The sequence below is a fragment of the Streptomyces sp. NPDC047117 genome (assembly GCF_040643545.1).
Lineage (GTDB): Bacteria > Actinomycetota > Actinomycetes > Streptomycetales > Streptomycetaceae > Streptomyces.
In genome coordinates, this window is the sequence record NZ_JBEYUN010000002.1 from 292,635 (window position 1) to 306,058 (window position 13,424).

A 13,424-nucleotide genomic window follows, 5' to 3' on the forward strand; every position below is an offset into this window, starting at 1 on the left:
CGGCACATGCCCTAGGCTCGCGCCGACACGCGTCGGAATGACTCGGAACGACCAGGAGAACCCCTCGCATGGGCAAGAAGCGCCGTCCCCAGACCAAGGCCGTCACCCCGCAGATCACGGACGGCGAGGTGCCGGTCGTCGGCGCCCGCGAGCCCTGCCCCTGCGGATCGGGCCGTCGTTACAAGGCCTGTCACGGGCGGGCCGCGGCGCACGCCGTGACCGAGCTGGTGCAGCGCCCCTTCGAGGGCCTGTCGGGCGAGTGCGACTGGGTGGCGCTGCGCGAACTGGTGCCCGCCGCCACCGTCGAGCTGTCCCTGAAGGACGGGCTGCCCGAGGGCGTGCCCTCGGTGACGCTGGCGACCGTACTGCCGATGGCCTGGCCCGCGCTGCGCCGCGACGACGGTTCGATCCTGCTCGGCCTGCAGAACGACACCGCCTCCGGTGACCTCAGCCGCGACCTCGCCGACACGCTGCAGCGCGCGCTGGCCGCCGACCCGGGTACGCCGGTCGCCGCGGGCCGGGCGCCCGCCGACGGTCCGCGCCTGCAGGATCTGCTGGATCCGGCCGCGTCCTTCGAGCCCACCGTGCACAGCGGCTTCGAGTTCTGGATCGAGGACGCCGAGAACGCCACCGGCGAGGTCGCCGCGTCCCTGGAGCGGGCCAACGCGGCCGCCATCCCGACCGCCCGCCTGGCGGGCCTGGCCGGCGCGTACTGGTGCGACGCGGGCGAGAAGAACCACCTGCGCTGGGTGATGGACCACCCCGAGGAGCAGCTGCTGGACGCGCTCGCCCGGCTGCACGCCGCGGACGCCTCCTCGCTGGGCGAGGGAACCCGGCTGGTCGGTTCTTTCCGGGCGCACGGCCTGGTCGTACCGGTCTGGGACCTGCCGACGGATCTGACGGCCGAGGAGATCACCAAGCCGGCCACGGAGTTCGGCGAGCGGCTGGCGGAGGCACTCGCCGCGAACGCGCCGCTCACGCCGGCCGAGCGCCGGGCGCGCGGCGGGCTCACCAACCGTCAGGTGACGCTGAGCTGACAGTAACCACGCCGGAAACGTTTTCCGTGACTCCTGTCACACCAGCCGTACCCACCGGTAAATAAGCGTCCGGAATTCCGCGATCGAATTTGCGAACGGCCGATCTCTTGTTACCGTTCTAGGAGCCCGGTCGCTGGTGCATCCCCCGTCGCCAGCGACCGGGCGCTTCCATGTCCGGACGCGTTCAGCGGGCCGAACCCGCCCCGGGCGGCGCGGAGTTGCTCCCCGCCCTCAGCAGCAGCCGGTCACCCCGTACCTCCGCGATCTCCGCGACCGCCGAGTACGGCGCACCCCCTCGTACGGTCGCCGCGGACGGCGTCCCACAGCTCCCCGGCTCACCCGTGGCCGGCAGCGTGCAGTGCGTCTGTACGGTCCGGCCGTCGGGCCGCATCAGGGTCAGTACGGCGCGCAACGGGGCGCCCGAGGTGTTGCGGTAGTACAGGACGGCCTTGGTGTGCCCTTCGGTACGCCGCGCGGCGCTGCCCCCCGTACGGCCCCCGGCGCTGCCTTCCTCCGTACGGCTTTCGACGCTGTCCTCCGTGCTCCCTTCGACGCCGCCCTTCGTGCTGCCCCCGGCGCCGTCCTTCGTGCTGCCCTCGGCGCTGCCTCTCATGGTCAGTACGCAGGTCTGTGCCTTGATGCCGTGCGGCGAGCCGACTTCGGGCCCGCAGACGGCGGTACGGCCGTCAGCGTGGCCCTCGTCGAGGCCGAGGCCGGTAAGCAGGCCCCCGGGCCGGTCACCGCCAGGGGCGCCGGGCCGGTCGCCCGCCCGCACTTCGCTGCTTCCCGCTCCCGTTCCCGCTCCCGCTTGCGCAGGGCCGGGCAGTGGGGCGTCCTGGGCGGTGCCTCGCGGAGTGCCGGGCGGTCGGTCGTCGTCCCCCGTGGTGGCGGCCCGCTCGGCGGCGCCGCCGCGGAGCTGCGGCGACACGGAGGGCTGCGCGGCGGGCGCCGGGTCGCCGGGCCCGGACGGGCCGGCGATGGCGGCGGCCAGCGGCAGGGTGAGGGCGAGCGCGATGGTGCTCGCGAGCGCGATCATGCGGACGTTCGACTCGCGAACCATGGGGACCACCTGCGGTAGAGAGCCCGCGGCGGTCGCTGTGACCGGCCTCCGGGGCCCCGGGGCGGGGTCCCGCGGGACGGGGAACGGGGGCCGGCGTACGGGACCGCTCACGGGCTCTGACTAGGCCTTCGGGGTGCCCGGTGGGCCTCCGCCACGAATGCGGAGAGCCGCCGGGCACCCCGAACGGCTTGACGGTGGGCCGAACATATCGGGGAAGGGGCGCCCTCTCGGGGGCTGCGCACCCGTTTCCCATGGATGGACGCTTGCCTCACACCCGTACGAGTGAATCTCGGGCGCGCCGTGTCGCTGAGGAGGGGGTAACCGAGAGGAGCGGCGAGGCGAACGACACTGAAGCCGGGGAGCCCCGCGAAGCGGCAGAAGCAGAGCGGCAGAAGCAGAGCGGCAAAGCCGCAGAGCCGCGAAGCCGTCACGGCAACACGGGCGCCTGTCCGGGGGATGCCCCGAAAAGCCCAGGAGCCCGAAGGAGCCGAGGAGGGGGTCAGAACGCGAGTCGGCTGCCGCCGCCCGGGGCGCCGGCGCTTGCCTCGACCAGCGCGTCCACCACCGTGGCGACGTCCGGCAGCCAGGGCGCGCCGGAGCGCTTCGCGGAGGCGCGCGTGGCCGGCGGGCGCTCCCAGCGCACCTTGCCCGCGCCGGTCTCCGACGGTGGCAGTACGACGTAGCCGCCCTCGCCGTGGAACCGCAGCGAGCTGGGCACCAGGTCCTGCGCGTACAGCAATTCGCCCAGCTCGGGCAGGGAGTACGGCGCGACCAGCAGCGTCCAGCGGGTGGGGGTGGCCACGACCGGGCCGACCGCCACGCCTGTGCGGTCCAGCTCGGCGAGCGCCTGGGCACCCGCCACGGCCGGCAGGCTCACCGCGCACGGCGCCTTGCCGCCCGTGGCCAGCACGACCGGCGCGTCCGGGCGATTCGTCCACCACCAGCGCACCATCCGGGCGTCGGTCGTGGCGGCCAGCAGGCCGGGGTCGAAGGGGTGTGCACCGGGCACCGCGCAATCCGGGTCGGGACAGCCGCAGGGCCGCGTCTGCTGCGCCCCCCTGAGGGCAGGCTGCGCCCCCTTGGCGGTCCTGCCGCCCGAGCGGAGGCCGACGCCGGGGAGGACGGGCCAGTGCCACTCGGTGGCGCACTGGAGCGCCGCGCCGAGCAGTGCCGACCTTCCACCGCGCCGGAGCTGGAACTTGCGTCGCCTTCCGAGGATCTCGCGCATGAGCGCTCGTTCCTTTCCGTAAACGCCGAGGGCCATGTCCATCGCACTACATGCAGGTTCATGCCGCTGTGCGGTGCGCGCCGCCGCACCGAGCGCGGATCACACCACGTGGATCATTCGTCACTGCGCGTACAAGGCAGCGCATCACGCCGTACGCCGAGCGTGGAACATGGCGGGGGGTGGCGCGCGCATGGCGCTTGCTGTCCTGTGGTGCAATCCCGCCACGTGGGGGTGCGGCCCGGTCGTCACCGCGTAAGACGCCCGCGCCCTTCGGAGAGTTCCGGTACGGCCCCAACTGGCCCCGCACCTATCCGAGTACGTACCCCCATGGTGGAGATGACGCGCTGTTGATCGCCGTCAGTCGACCGCAAATTGACCTTCAAGGGGCTATTTTTCGGCCAATCTCTTGGCCACACTGACACCATAATCCTCACCAGGACAGTGCTGGACACGCAACATCGCTGCGTGTACATGTGGACCCATTGATAGCGGAGCAGCATGACATGGGGGTTTGCGATGCTATTGAGCGAAACCAACTGGCGGGCAAATACGACAAATGCCCGCATTCCCCTACTGCGAGCCCTCCTGGCCGACGGCCTCACCTGGGACGACGCCCAGGCCGACGTAAGCCGCAGGCCATGACAGCCCCCCACGCTCCGAAAGTGGCTGGAATCGAGCCCACGTTTACCGGCCCGGCGCACACTGCGGCCCCCACAGCCCCGGAAACTTCTTCCGCCACTCAACCGGCCGCCGTTCACGAACGGCTGGCTGCCTGGCTCTCCGACCTCACCACCCTCCACGACCTCACCGAGCGGCTGGCTCGTACGGACACCCTCGACGGCGCGCTCGACGAGATCCTTCGGGCCGGCGCCTTCCTCGTCGGCGCGCGCCGGGGCCTGGTCACCCTCGAACCGCCGGACGGCCTCGGGCCCGAGACCACCGTCGGCCTTGGCCTCGGCCTCGCGGACCTCGGACACCTGGAGACGGTCCCGCGCCACGCGACACCCGTGGGCCGCCTGCTCGACGGCCACGAGGCATGGACACCGAACGCGGCGGTGCCGAGCACGGCACTACCGGATGCGGCGGTGCCGGGGGACGGCGTGAGCAGCGGTGGGGCGGGGGCAGCCGGGGCGAGCAGCGGCGGAGCAGGGGCGTCGGCCGCTTCGACCGTCCATGTGGCGAGGCCGACCGGGGCGACCGCCCACGGAACGGGCTCGGCCGGCCCCTCGGCGGATGCCCCGGCGGATTCGGCTACGGGGCCCCCTGCCCCCGTCCAGGCCCCTCTCGGCCCTCCCGGCTCTCCCGGCCCCTCCGCCGCTCCTACCGACCCTCCCAGCCCTCCTGCCGCCGCCTCCTTCGGCCTCTGCGAGCTGTCCCAGCCCGACCTCGCCGCCGAGCCCGGCCTCGACCCCCGATTGCGGGAAGTCGCCGCCCGCCTCGGTTACGCCGCGAGCTACGCCGTACCGCTGGTCGTCGAACCGCTCCCCGAGAAGGGCGCAGCAGACGCCCTCTCCGTAAAAGCCTCCGAAGCAGCGCCCCTGGGGGCAGCGCCCCACGAAGGCGCGCATGCCGCCGCCCCCGGGCAGCGCCGCCCCTCAGGAGTCGATGCGGCTCACGTCCGCCCCCTCGGCGTCGCCGTCTGGCTCTACGACCGCCCCGCCGAACCCACCGAACGCGGGCGCCGGCTCCTCGCCCTGTACCGCTCGTACGCCGCCGCGCACCTCTCCCGCCTGATCGAGCTGGACCGCCGGCGCCGTTCGGAGCGGGCCCTGCACGCGGAACTGCTGCCCGCCCGGCTCCCCCGAGTACCCGGCGTCCGGCTCGCCGTACGGCACGCGACGGGCCCGAAGGGCGGCGGCGACTGGTACGACGCGCTGCCGCTCCCGGACGGCGCCCTGAGCCTGTCCGTCGGCTCCGTCACCGGCTCCGGGCCGAGTGCGGTGGGTGCCATGGGACGGCTGCGGGCCGCGCTGCGCGCGTACGCCGTCATGGAGGGAGAGGACCCCGTCGCGGTCCTCTCCGACCTCGAACTCCTGCTGCGGCTGACCGAGCCGGCGCGCAGTGCGACCGCGCTGTTCGCGTTCGCCGAACCGCCGGTGACGGATCCGCTCGGCGGGCCGTCGGCGCGGAAGATCGTGCTGGCCGGCGCAGGGCACTGTCCGCCGCTGATCGTCGGCGAGCACCGTACGGAGTTCGTGGAGACCACGCTGTCCGCGCCGCTGGGCATGCTCTCGTGCTGGGAGGCGCCGAGCGTGGAGCTGGAGCCGGCGCCCGGAGAAACCCTTCTCCTCTACAGCGACGGGTTGCTGCACCGCTCCGGCGAGCCCGTGGACCGGGCCTTCGCACGGCTGCACGCCGCGGCGGCCGGCCTGCCCCGCTCCGTACGGGAGGACCCGGAGGCCCTCGTAGACCACCTCGTACGCGCGATGCTGCCGCAGGGCCTCACGGACGAGAGCTCACCCGAGGACGTCGTCCTGCTGGCTGCCCGCTTCGAGCCCTGACCTCAAGGGAGCCGCGGACTGGCGTGCGGCAGCTTGAGAACCAAGGAAACTGGTAAATCCGCGCAAAGGCGAACAATCCCGACGCGGACCGAAGGTCATCCGTCCCAAGGGCAGAGTGCCTGACAAGTCACAGCTTCCTCCCCCTGGACCGCTTTCCCTCCGCACATACGATGGAAAGCGTCCAATAACGACGAGGAGGCACCGTGGCCGACGAGCTCACTCCGGAGACCCCGGACGAGGACGAGCAGCCGATCAAGCAGCGCAAGAACGGCCTTTACCCGGGCGTATCCGACGAGCTCGCCGACAACATGACGTCCGGCTGGGCCGACACGGAACTGCGCGACCTCCAGCCCGTCGAGCAGGCTCCCCACGCTGCCGAACGGCGCGCCGCGCTCTCCCGCCGGTTCCCCGGCGAGCGCCTGGTGATTCCCGCGGGCAACCTCAAGACCCGCTCCAACGACACCGAGTACTCCTTCCGCGCCGCGACCGAGTACGTCTACCTCACCGGCGACCAGACCGACGACAGCGTCCTGGTCCTGGAGCCGCGCGACGGCGGCGCCGAGGGCGCCGGGAGCACCGAGGGCCACGACGCGACGCTGTACCGCCTGCCCCGCTCCAACCGCGAGAACGGCGAGTTCTGGCTGAACGGCATGGGCGAGCTGTGGGTCGGCCGCCGGCACAGCCTCACCGAGGCCGAGGTGCTGTACGGCATGCCCTGCAAGGACGTGCGCGAGCTGACCGCCGCGCTGACGGAGGCCACCGGGCCGGTCCGTGTCGTACGCGGCCACGACGCCGGCATCGAGGCGGCGCTGACCGACAAGGTCACCGCCGAGCGCGACGAAGAGCTGCGCGTCTACCTCTCCGAGGCGCGCCTGGTGAAGGACGACTTCGAGGTCGGCGAGCTGCAGAAGGCCGTCGACTCGACGGTGCGCGGCTTCGAGGACGTCGTGAAGGTCCTGGACAAGGCCGAGGCGACGTCCGAGCGCTACATCGAGGGAACGTTCTTCCTCCGGGCCCGCGTCGAGGGCAACGACGTCGGCTACGGCTCGATCTGCGCCGCCGGGCCGCACGCCTGCACGCTGCACTGGGTCCGCAACAACGGCGCGGTCCGCTCCGGCGACCTGCTCCTGCTCGACGCGGGCGTGGAGACGAACTCGCTGTACACGGCGGACGTCACCCGCACGCTGCCGATCAACGGCCGGTACTCCGAGGTGCAGCGCAAGATCTACGACGCCGTGTACGCGGCGCAGGAGGCGGGCATCGCGGCGGTGAAGCCGGGCGCCGGCTTCCGCGACTTCCACGACGCGGCACAGCGCGTGCTCACCGAGCACCTGGTGGAGTGGGGCCTGGTCGAGGGGCCGGTCGAGCGCGTACTGGAGCTGGGGCTCCAGCGCCGCTGGACCCTGCACGGCACGGGTCACATGCTCGGCCTGGACGTCCACGACTGCGCGGCCGCCCGCACCGAGTCGTACGTGAACGGCACGCTGGAGCCGGGCATGGTCCTGACCGTCGAGCCCGGCCTGTACTTCCAGGCCGACGACCTGACGGTGCCGGAGGAGTACCGGGGCATCGGCGTCCGCATCGAGGACGACATCCTCGTCACGGCCGACGGCAACCGAAACCTTTCGTCGGCGCTCCCGCGCCGCTCCGACGAGGTCGAGGAGTGGATGGCCGCCCTGAAGGGCTGACCTCCCCCGGCGTTCCCGGACGCCCACCCACCCGGTGACGGCCGGCGCTCCGCGTTCTCGGCGGGGCGCCGGCCGTCCGGCGTTCTTCACGACTCGGGTCGGTGCGGGGTCACGAGGTGGGGTTACGAAGTGGGGTTACGAAGTGGGGTCACGACGCGGGGTACGACCCGCTCAGAAGCGGGGTACGGGCCGGTCACCAGTCCCCTGAGCTCCCTGGGGCCTCTGAGTCTCCTGCCACCCCGGCCTCCCCTGTGCGCGGCCGTGGCACGTCTCCCGCCCCCGCCGCCCGCTCCCGCGCCACCGGTACGTCGCGGAGGCTCTCCGTACGGACGTACGCGCCCGCCTTCGCCGCGGCGTACGTGGCGAACGTGGCGGACTCCACGAGCTCCAGGTCCACCGGGCGACGCACCACCAGCATCCGGTAGTAGAACGGGGCACCCAGGGCGCCGACCACCGCCGGGGCGTCCGTGCCCGGGGGCAGCTCGCCGCGCTCGATCGCGTGTCGTACCAGTGCGCCTGCCACGCCCAGCCGGTCTTCGAAGAAGTCGCGCAGTACCTCTTCCGCGCGCGGATCGCGGGCGGCCGCCGACACGACGGCTTCTATCATCGCGCGATTGCGCCTGTCCTCGTAGAACGCGCCGATGGCGCGGGCCAGCGCGCGCAGATCGCCGCAGAGCGAGCCGGAGTCGGGGATGGGGATGACGTCGGCGCTGCGCTGGGTCAGCAGCCCGCAGACCAGGCCCTCCACGGAGCGCCAGCGGCGGTAGATCGTCGCCTGGTGCACGCCCGACCGCTGAGCGACCCGCTCCATGGACAGTCCCGCGAACCCCACCTCACCGAGTTCGTCGAAGACAGCGGCGAACACGGCTTCCCGTGTACGCGCGGTACGGCCCCCGGGGCGGGTTCTGCCCGGGGGGTGCTGCGTGGTGCTCATGAAGGCACTCCGGATTGCCAGCGATCGATCACACGAAGTATTGTCCAGATCGCTAACGCGAGTCACTTCGCGTTAGCGCCTGCGCCCTGAGGCGCACCCACCGGGGGACGCCGAGCACGGGGGACTCGGCATGGGGGTGCGCCCGGGGCGCGTTTGTTCTTTCGTCACGCCTCGGCTCGGAACTCGGCGAGCAACTCCTCGGCATGCAGGGTCCAGGGATGCGCCGAACCGCACCTGGCCGCCGGCGCCCGGCGCGACGCCGGTGCGGAGGCGGTCCATCAGGTCGGTGCGGTCTCGGAGTACGGCGGGGGCGCGGCCCACTGAGGGCCAGCGGACGGAGTCCAGACCGGACCACGCCCCGTCGACGGCACGACCACCTGCACCGCCACCGCTGCCCGGCCCTCCCTCGGGGCCGTGGTGATGGTGCTCGATGATGTGCTGGTCGCCGGACGCCTGGTAGACCCGGCCGTGGCCGAGGGCCCGGGCGTCATTGCCGCCGCCGGTGCCGGGGGCTCTGCCCGCACCGGGGCCACCGCCCGCACCGGTACCGCTCCCCGTGCCGGGACCACCGCCCGTACCGGGATCGCCGCCGTTCACACCGTTCCCCCTCCCGCCGTGTACCGCACGGGAGTTCAGCGTAGATCACGGGACTGATACTGGTCGGGGCATTGAGGAAGCCCGCCCTGCAGGGCGGGCCGGCGCCCCCGCCACCCACGGACCAACCTCTGGAGAAACGTCACGGCATTTGGAGCAGCGCGCCCTCGCGCCATTTGAGGACCTTGTCGAAGCTGACCACCGCGCCCCGGCGCCCCGTGCGGTTGCGGTAGCGGACCTGGTCGGTGAGGGCCTCGATCAAGAAGAGCCCCCGTCCGTGCTCGGCCTGAGCGGGGGCGGGGGCGTGTCGGCGGGGCGGTGCGGGTTCCGTCCGAGGGGAACGTTCAGGGGATCCGGGTCCGGAGGCCCGGTCGTGGAACCCCGGCCCGGAGTCCGTGACCTCGATACGGCACGTGTCACCGTCGATGAACGCGGTGACGCGGTACTCCTCGGCCGTGCCGTCGCCGTGCTCGACGGCGTTCGCGCAGGCCTCGGTGAGGGCGAGCGAGAGGTCGTAACAGACGTCCGGGTCGACGCCCGCGGTCTCCATCGTCCCCAGCAGCAGACGGCGCGCGAGCGGCACGCTCGCTGCCTCCCGCCGAAGATGGAGGGACCACCAGATGCTCATCGCTCCAGCCTCCTGGCCGCGGCTCGACATATCGATACGTATTGCCGCGCTCCATGGTCGGTAAGCGTGGGTTTGACGTGACTCCGCCCATTCGGCGGACGCGGCCACTGAGCGTACCGGTGTAAAAGGCCCATGGGCGCGCCCCTTCGTGCGCCCCTGCAATTGCGGTAGCGGTACTCCGGCCGATCTTCCGTGGATCTGTGGGGGCTCCGGAGTGGTCCGGGGCGGACGTTCCTGGTCACGACCTGGTCGCAGCCCAGGTCGAGTGACCATTTGAAACCGCTTACTGTCCGTCTACGACCGTTTGCATCTTTCTACTGATTGTCGAAGTGCGAACGGTTGCGCATGTACGGATGAGAAGCGCGGCGGCTCGGCCGTCTGCATATCTGTAGCCACCCTCGGGACGCCCCAGGGCGGGCCGCCGGAATGTCCGGAATCGGCTACGGCCTCTGGACGGCGCCCGGCGCCGCCTCTCCCAGCCGTCCCCTTCCCCCTACCCGCCTCCCGGCGCCGGCCACCACGGAGCGGCACCATCACCGCACCACGGAGCGGCGCCCGCGCCGCAGGGTGTCCTCGCCCCGCCACGCGCACGTCCTCCCCCTGTCCGGGACAGTCCGCCCTGCCGTATGCGTCCGGTACGTGCAGTGGGATGATGGCGGCCGTCATGACTTCCCCCGAGGGGCGCGCCGCGGCCGATCTGCGGTTGCTGAGGGCCGCGGTGTTCACCGCGGCCTGCGTCGCGCTGGCCGCCGCGGGGCACATGGTCGGTTCCTGCGCCACCGTCCCTCTGTGGACGCTGGGCGCTGGCTGCCTCGGAGTGCTGGCCGTCGCCGTACCTCTTGCGGGCCGCGAACGCTCGCTTCCGGGGATCGCCGTGGCGCTCGCCTTCGGGCAGCTCGTCCTGCACGCCCTCTTCATGCTGGGCCAGCGCGGCCTTGCGGTAGGGCTGCCGGCCGACGGCGTGAACGGGCTGAGCGACCGTGCGGCGATCGGGCTCGCCCGCCAGATGACCTGCGGGTTCGGCTCGACGCGCCTCACGGGTACGCAGGCCAGGGAGATGCTCGCGGATGCCGGGATCGGCCCCGCGGGAGGAGCCGCCGGTGCGCACGCCGCACAGGGCTCGACGGCGCACGCCGCCATGGCGCACGGCAGCGCCGGGCAGAGCATGACCGCACACGACATGGCCGCGCACGGTGCGACCGGTACGGGCGGCGGACTGTCGGCGGCCGCCCAGCACCTCGGTCTCGGCTCGCTGACCGGGCTGCTGCCGTCGCTGCCCATGCTGCTCGGGCACCTGCTCGCGGCGCTGGCCGCGGGCTGGCTGCTGCGCCGCGGCGAGGCCGCGCTGTGGCGGCTGGTACGGCTGTCCGCGCCCGCCGCGCGGGAGGCCACGGCCGCCGCGTCGATGGGCGCGCTGCGGACCGCGCTGCGCCTCGTACACGCCTTGTGCGCCGGACTGCTGGGCGCCACGGACCCTACTCCGCGCGCTCCCGTTTCGTACGAGCATGACAAAGCCGGGCCCGAAGAGCTCGCGCTGCAGCACAGTGTGGTCAGGCGGGGACCGCCCCACTTCGCCCTCGCGGCCTGACGCACACGCAGCTCACGCACGCCCGCAGGACGGGTTCCCGGACACGGTCCGGAGGGCTGACGTGCCGTCGCCGCACGCGCGCCACCATCAGCCTTCCTTCTCTCCTGTCTGAGGAGTGTTCCGTCATGTCGGACACCACGCTGTCGAGCACTGCCCCGGCCGCCACCCCGGCCCCCGCTCCCGCCCGCCGCCGTACGGCGCTGCGCCGGCTCCCCGTCGTCGGCGGTGCCGCGGCGGGCGTCGTCCTGCTGCTCGCCGGCCCCGCCTTCGCGCACGTCAGCGTGCAGCCGGGGCAGGCCGCCAAGGGCGACTACGCGACCGTCGACTTCAAGGTCCCCAACGAGCGGGACGACGCCTCGACCGTGAAGCTGGAGGTCGACCTGCCCGCCGACCACCCGCTGGCGTCCGCGATGCCGCAGCCGGTGCCGGGCTGGGACGTGAAGGTCACCAAGTCCAAGCTGGACAAGCCGATCGAGGCGCACGGCGAGAAGCTCACCGAGGCGGTCACCAAGATCACCTGGACCGGCGGCAAGATCGAGCCCGGCCAGTTCCAGCAGTTCCCGGTCTCGCTCGGCGCCCTCCCCGAGGACACCGACCAGCTCGTCTTCAAGGCGCTCCAGACGTACGACAACAAGGAGGTCGTGCGCTGGATCGAGCCCGCCAAGGAGGGCGCGCCGGAGCCCGAGAACCCCGCACCGGTCCTCAAGCTCGTCGACGCCGAGAAGGCGGAGCAGGGCGGCGGTACGGACACCGCGGGCGCCCAGGACGACAAGGGCGGCACGGACGCCGGCAAGAGCACCGCGGCCGCCGACGGCGGCACCGACAACACCGCCCGCGCGCTGGGCGTGATCGGCATCGTGGTCGGCGTCGTCGGCGTCGGCTTCGGCGTCCTCGCCGGCCGCCGCCGCACCGGCTGAACCGGCCCCCGCACGGCCTGTGGCGGCCGGCCCGCGATCCGGCCGCCGCAGTACGCCACCGGCCCGGCATTCCCGGCCGGTGGCGCACCCGGTCGGCACCACCAACAGACATACGGGATATCACTCAGTAATGCGCAGAACACCCAAGCTCGCGGCCGCCGCCCTCGTGGCCGCCGCGGCACTCACCCTCACGGCCTGCGGCGGCGACAGCGGGAGCGACGGCGCCAACGGCCCCGCCGCCAGCGTCTCCGGCACCCAGTCCAAGCCGGTCGTCACGCTCGACGAGCCGATGGAGAAGCCGGACCTGGTCCTCAAGGACAGCGACGGCAAGAAGTACGACCTGATCGAGGAGACCAAGGGGCGGCCGACGCTGATCTACTTCGGCTACACCCACTGCCCCGACGCCTGCCCGGCCGTGATGGGCAACATCGACGTGGCGCGCAAGCAGCTGCCGAAGGCTGAGCAGAAGAAGCTGCGGATCGTCTTCGTGACGACCGACCCGGACCGGGACACCCCGAAGCGGCTGAAGTCCTGGCTGAACGGTTTCGGCGGCGACATCGTCGGCCTGACCGGCGACTTCGACACCATCCAGGGCGCCGCCTCGGCCGTGAACGTCGGCGTCTCCAAGCCGGTCAAGAAGAAGAACGGCGACATCATCGTCGACCACGGGCTGCAGGTCCTGATGGCCTCCCCGAAGGACGACAGGATCCACTGGCTCGGCATGAAGGACGCGGGGGCCGAGGACTACGCCCACGCCCTTCCCAAGATCATCAAGGGGCAGAACCCGTGAACCGCCGTATCGCATGCGCCGCCGCGCTCGCCGCCACCGCCGCCTTCACCCTCGCCGGCTGCGGCGGGGACAGCGCCCCCGAACTGAAGGTCTCCGGCGCGTACATGCCGCAGCCCGTCATGAAGGACATGGCCGGCGGCTTCCTCGTCGTCAAGAACACCGGGGACACCGCCGACAAGCTGACCTCGGTGACCAGCGACCTCTCCGACGACGTGACGATCCACCGGACCGTCGGCGCCAAGATGGAGGAGGTCAAGTCCCTGGACATCCCCGCGCACGGCGAGCTGAAGCTCTCCCGCGGCGGCAACCACCTGATGTTCATGGCGCTGAAGAAGAAGCCCGAGAACGGCGACAAGGTCTCCGTCGAGCTGCACTTCGACAAGGCGAAGCCCATCGAGGCCGAGATGCCGGTCAAGGCCACCAACTACAACCCGCAGCACGCCGGGCACCAGTAGGGGG

At 72.3% G+C, this 13,424-nt stretch carries 11 protein-coding genes; 7 read left to right on the forward strand and 4 right to left on the reverse strand.

What is annotated here, in order from left to right; translation table 11 throughout:
• The first annotated feature begins 68 nt into the window (after positions 1–68).
• Entirely contained in the window at positions 69–1,037 is a 969-nt protein-coding gene (locus ABZ840_RS04440; protein ID WP_361553108.1) for a DUF5926 family protein, read from the forward strand.
• A gap of 184 nt (positions 1,038–1,221) precedes the next feature.
• Here the strand turns inward: ABZ840_RS04440 and ABZ840_RS04445 are convergent, their stop codons facing one another.
• Positions 1,222–2,097 (reverse strand): hypothetical protein, encoded by an 876-nt coding sequence (locus tag ABZ840_RS04445; protein WP_361553111.1) that lies wholly within the window; start codon positions 2,095–2,097, stop codon positions 1,222–1,224.
• Between the two features lie 499 nt (positions 2,098–2,596).
• On the reverse strand, positions 2,597–3,325 hold the full coding sequence (locus ABZ840_RS04450; RefSeq protein ID WP_361553114.1) for a bifunctional DNA primase/polymerase: 729 nt from the start codon (positions 3,323–3,325) through the stop codon (positions 2,597–2,599).
• Positions 3,326–3,963: 638 nt separating this feature from the next.
• Here ABZ840_RS04450 and ABZ840_RS04455 point away from each other — a divergent pair.
• Positions 3,964–5,826, forward strand: coding sequence for a SpoIIE family protein phosphatase (locus ABZ840_RS04455; protein ID WP_361553117.1), 1,863 nt, complete (start codon positions 3,964–3,966; stop codon positions 5,824–5,826).
• A 203-nt stretch (positions 5,827–6,029) separates the two neighbouring features.
• Entirely contained in the window at positions 6,030–7,514 is a 1,485-nt protein-coding gene (locus ABZ840_RS04460) for an aminopeptidase P family protein (RefSeq protein WP_361553120.1), read from the forward strand.
• Positions 7,515–7,707: 193 nt separating this feature from the next.
• Here ABZ840_RS04460 and ABZ840_RS04465 read toward each other — a convergent pair whose 3' ends face one another.
• Positions 7,708–8,379, reverse strand: coding sequence for a TetR/AcrR family transcriptional regulator (locus ABZ840_RS04465; RefSeq protein WP_361553123.1), 672 nt, complete (start codon positions 8,377–8,379; stop codon positions 7,708–7,710).
• 805 nt (positions 8,380–9,184) lie between these two features.
• Complete coding sequence (locus tag ABZ840_RS04470) at positions 9,185–9,670, reverse strand: ATP-binding protein (RefSeq protein WP_361553126.1); 486 nt, start codon at positions 9,668–9,670, stop codon at positions 9,185–9,187.
• Between the two features lie 664 nt (positions 9,671–10,334).
• Between ABZ840_RS04470 and ABZ840_RS04475 the strand changes: the two genes are divergently transcribed.
• The 4 genes from ABZ840_RS04475 (at position 10,335) to ABZ840_RS04490 (ending at position 13,420) form a co-directional block, all read left to right on the forward strand.
• Positions 10,335–11,258, forward strand: coding sequence for a hypothetical protein (locus ABZ840_RS04475; protein ID WP_361553129.1), 924 nt, complete (start codon positions 10,335–10,337; stop codon positions 11,256–11,258).
• 125 nt (positions 11,259–11,383) lie between these two features.
• A complete protein-coding gene (locus ABZ840_RS04480) occupies positions 11,384–12,175 on the forward strand; it encodes a YcnI family protein (RefSeq protein WP_361553132.1) in 792 nt (263 codons plus the stop codon).
• Positions 12,176–12,305: 130 nt separating this feature from the next.
• Complete coding sequence (locus ABZ840_RS04485; protein WP_361553135.1) at positions 12,306–12,965, forward strand: SCO family protein; 660 nt, start codon at positions 12,306–12,308, stop codon at positions 12,963–12,965.
• Entirely contained in the window at positions 12,962–13,420 is a 459-nt protein-coding gene (locus ABZ840_RS04490; RefSeq protein ID WP_361553138.1) for a copper chaperone PCu(A)C, read from the forward strand. Before ABZ840_RS04485 ends, ABZ840_RS04490 begins: the two co-directional genes overlap by 4 nt.
• Positions 13,421–13,424: the final 4 nt, after the last annotated feature.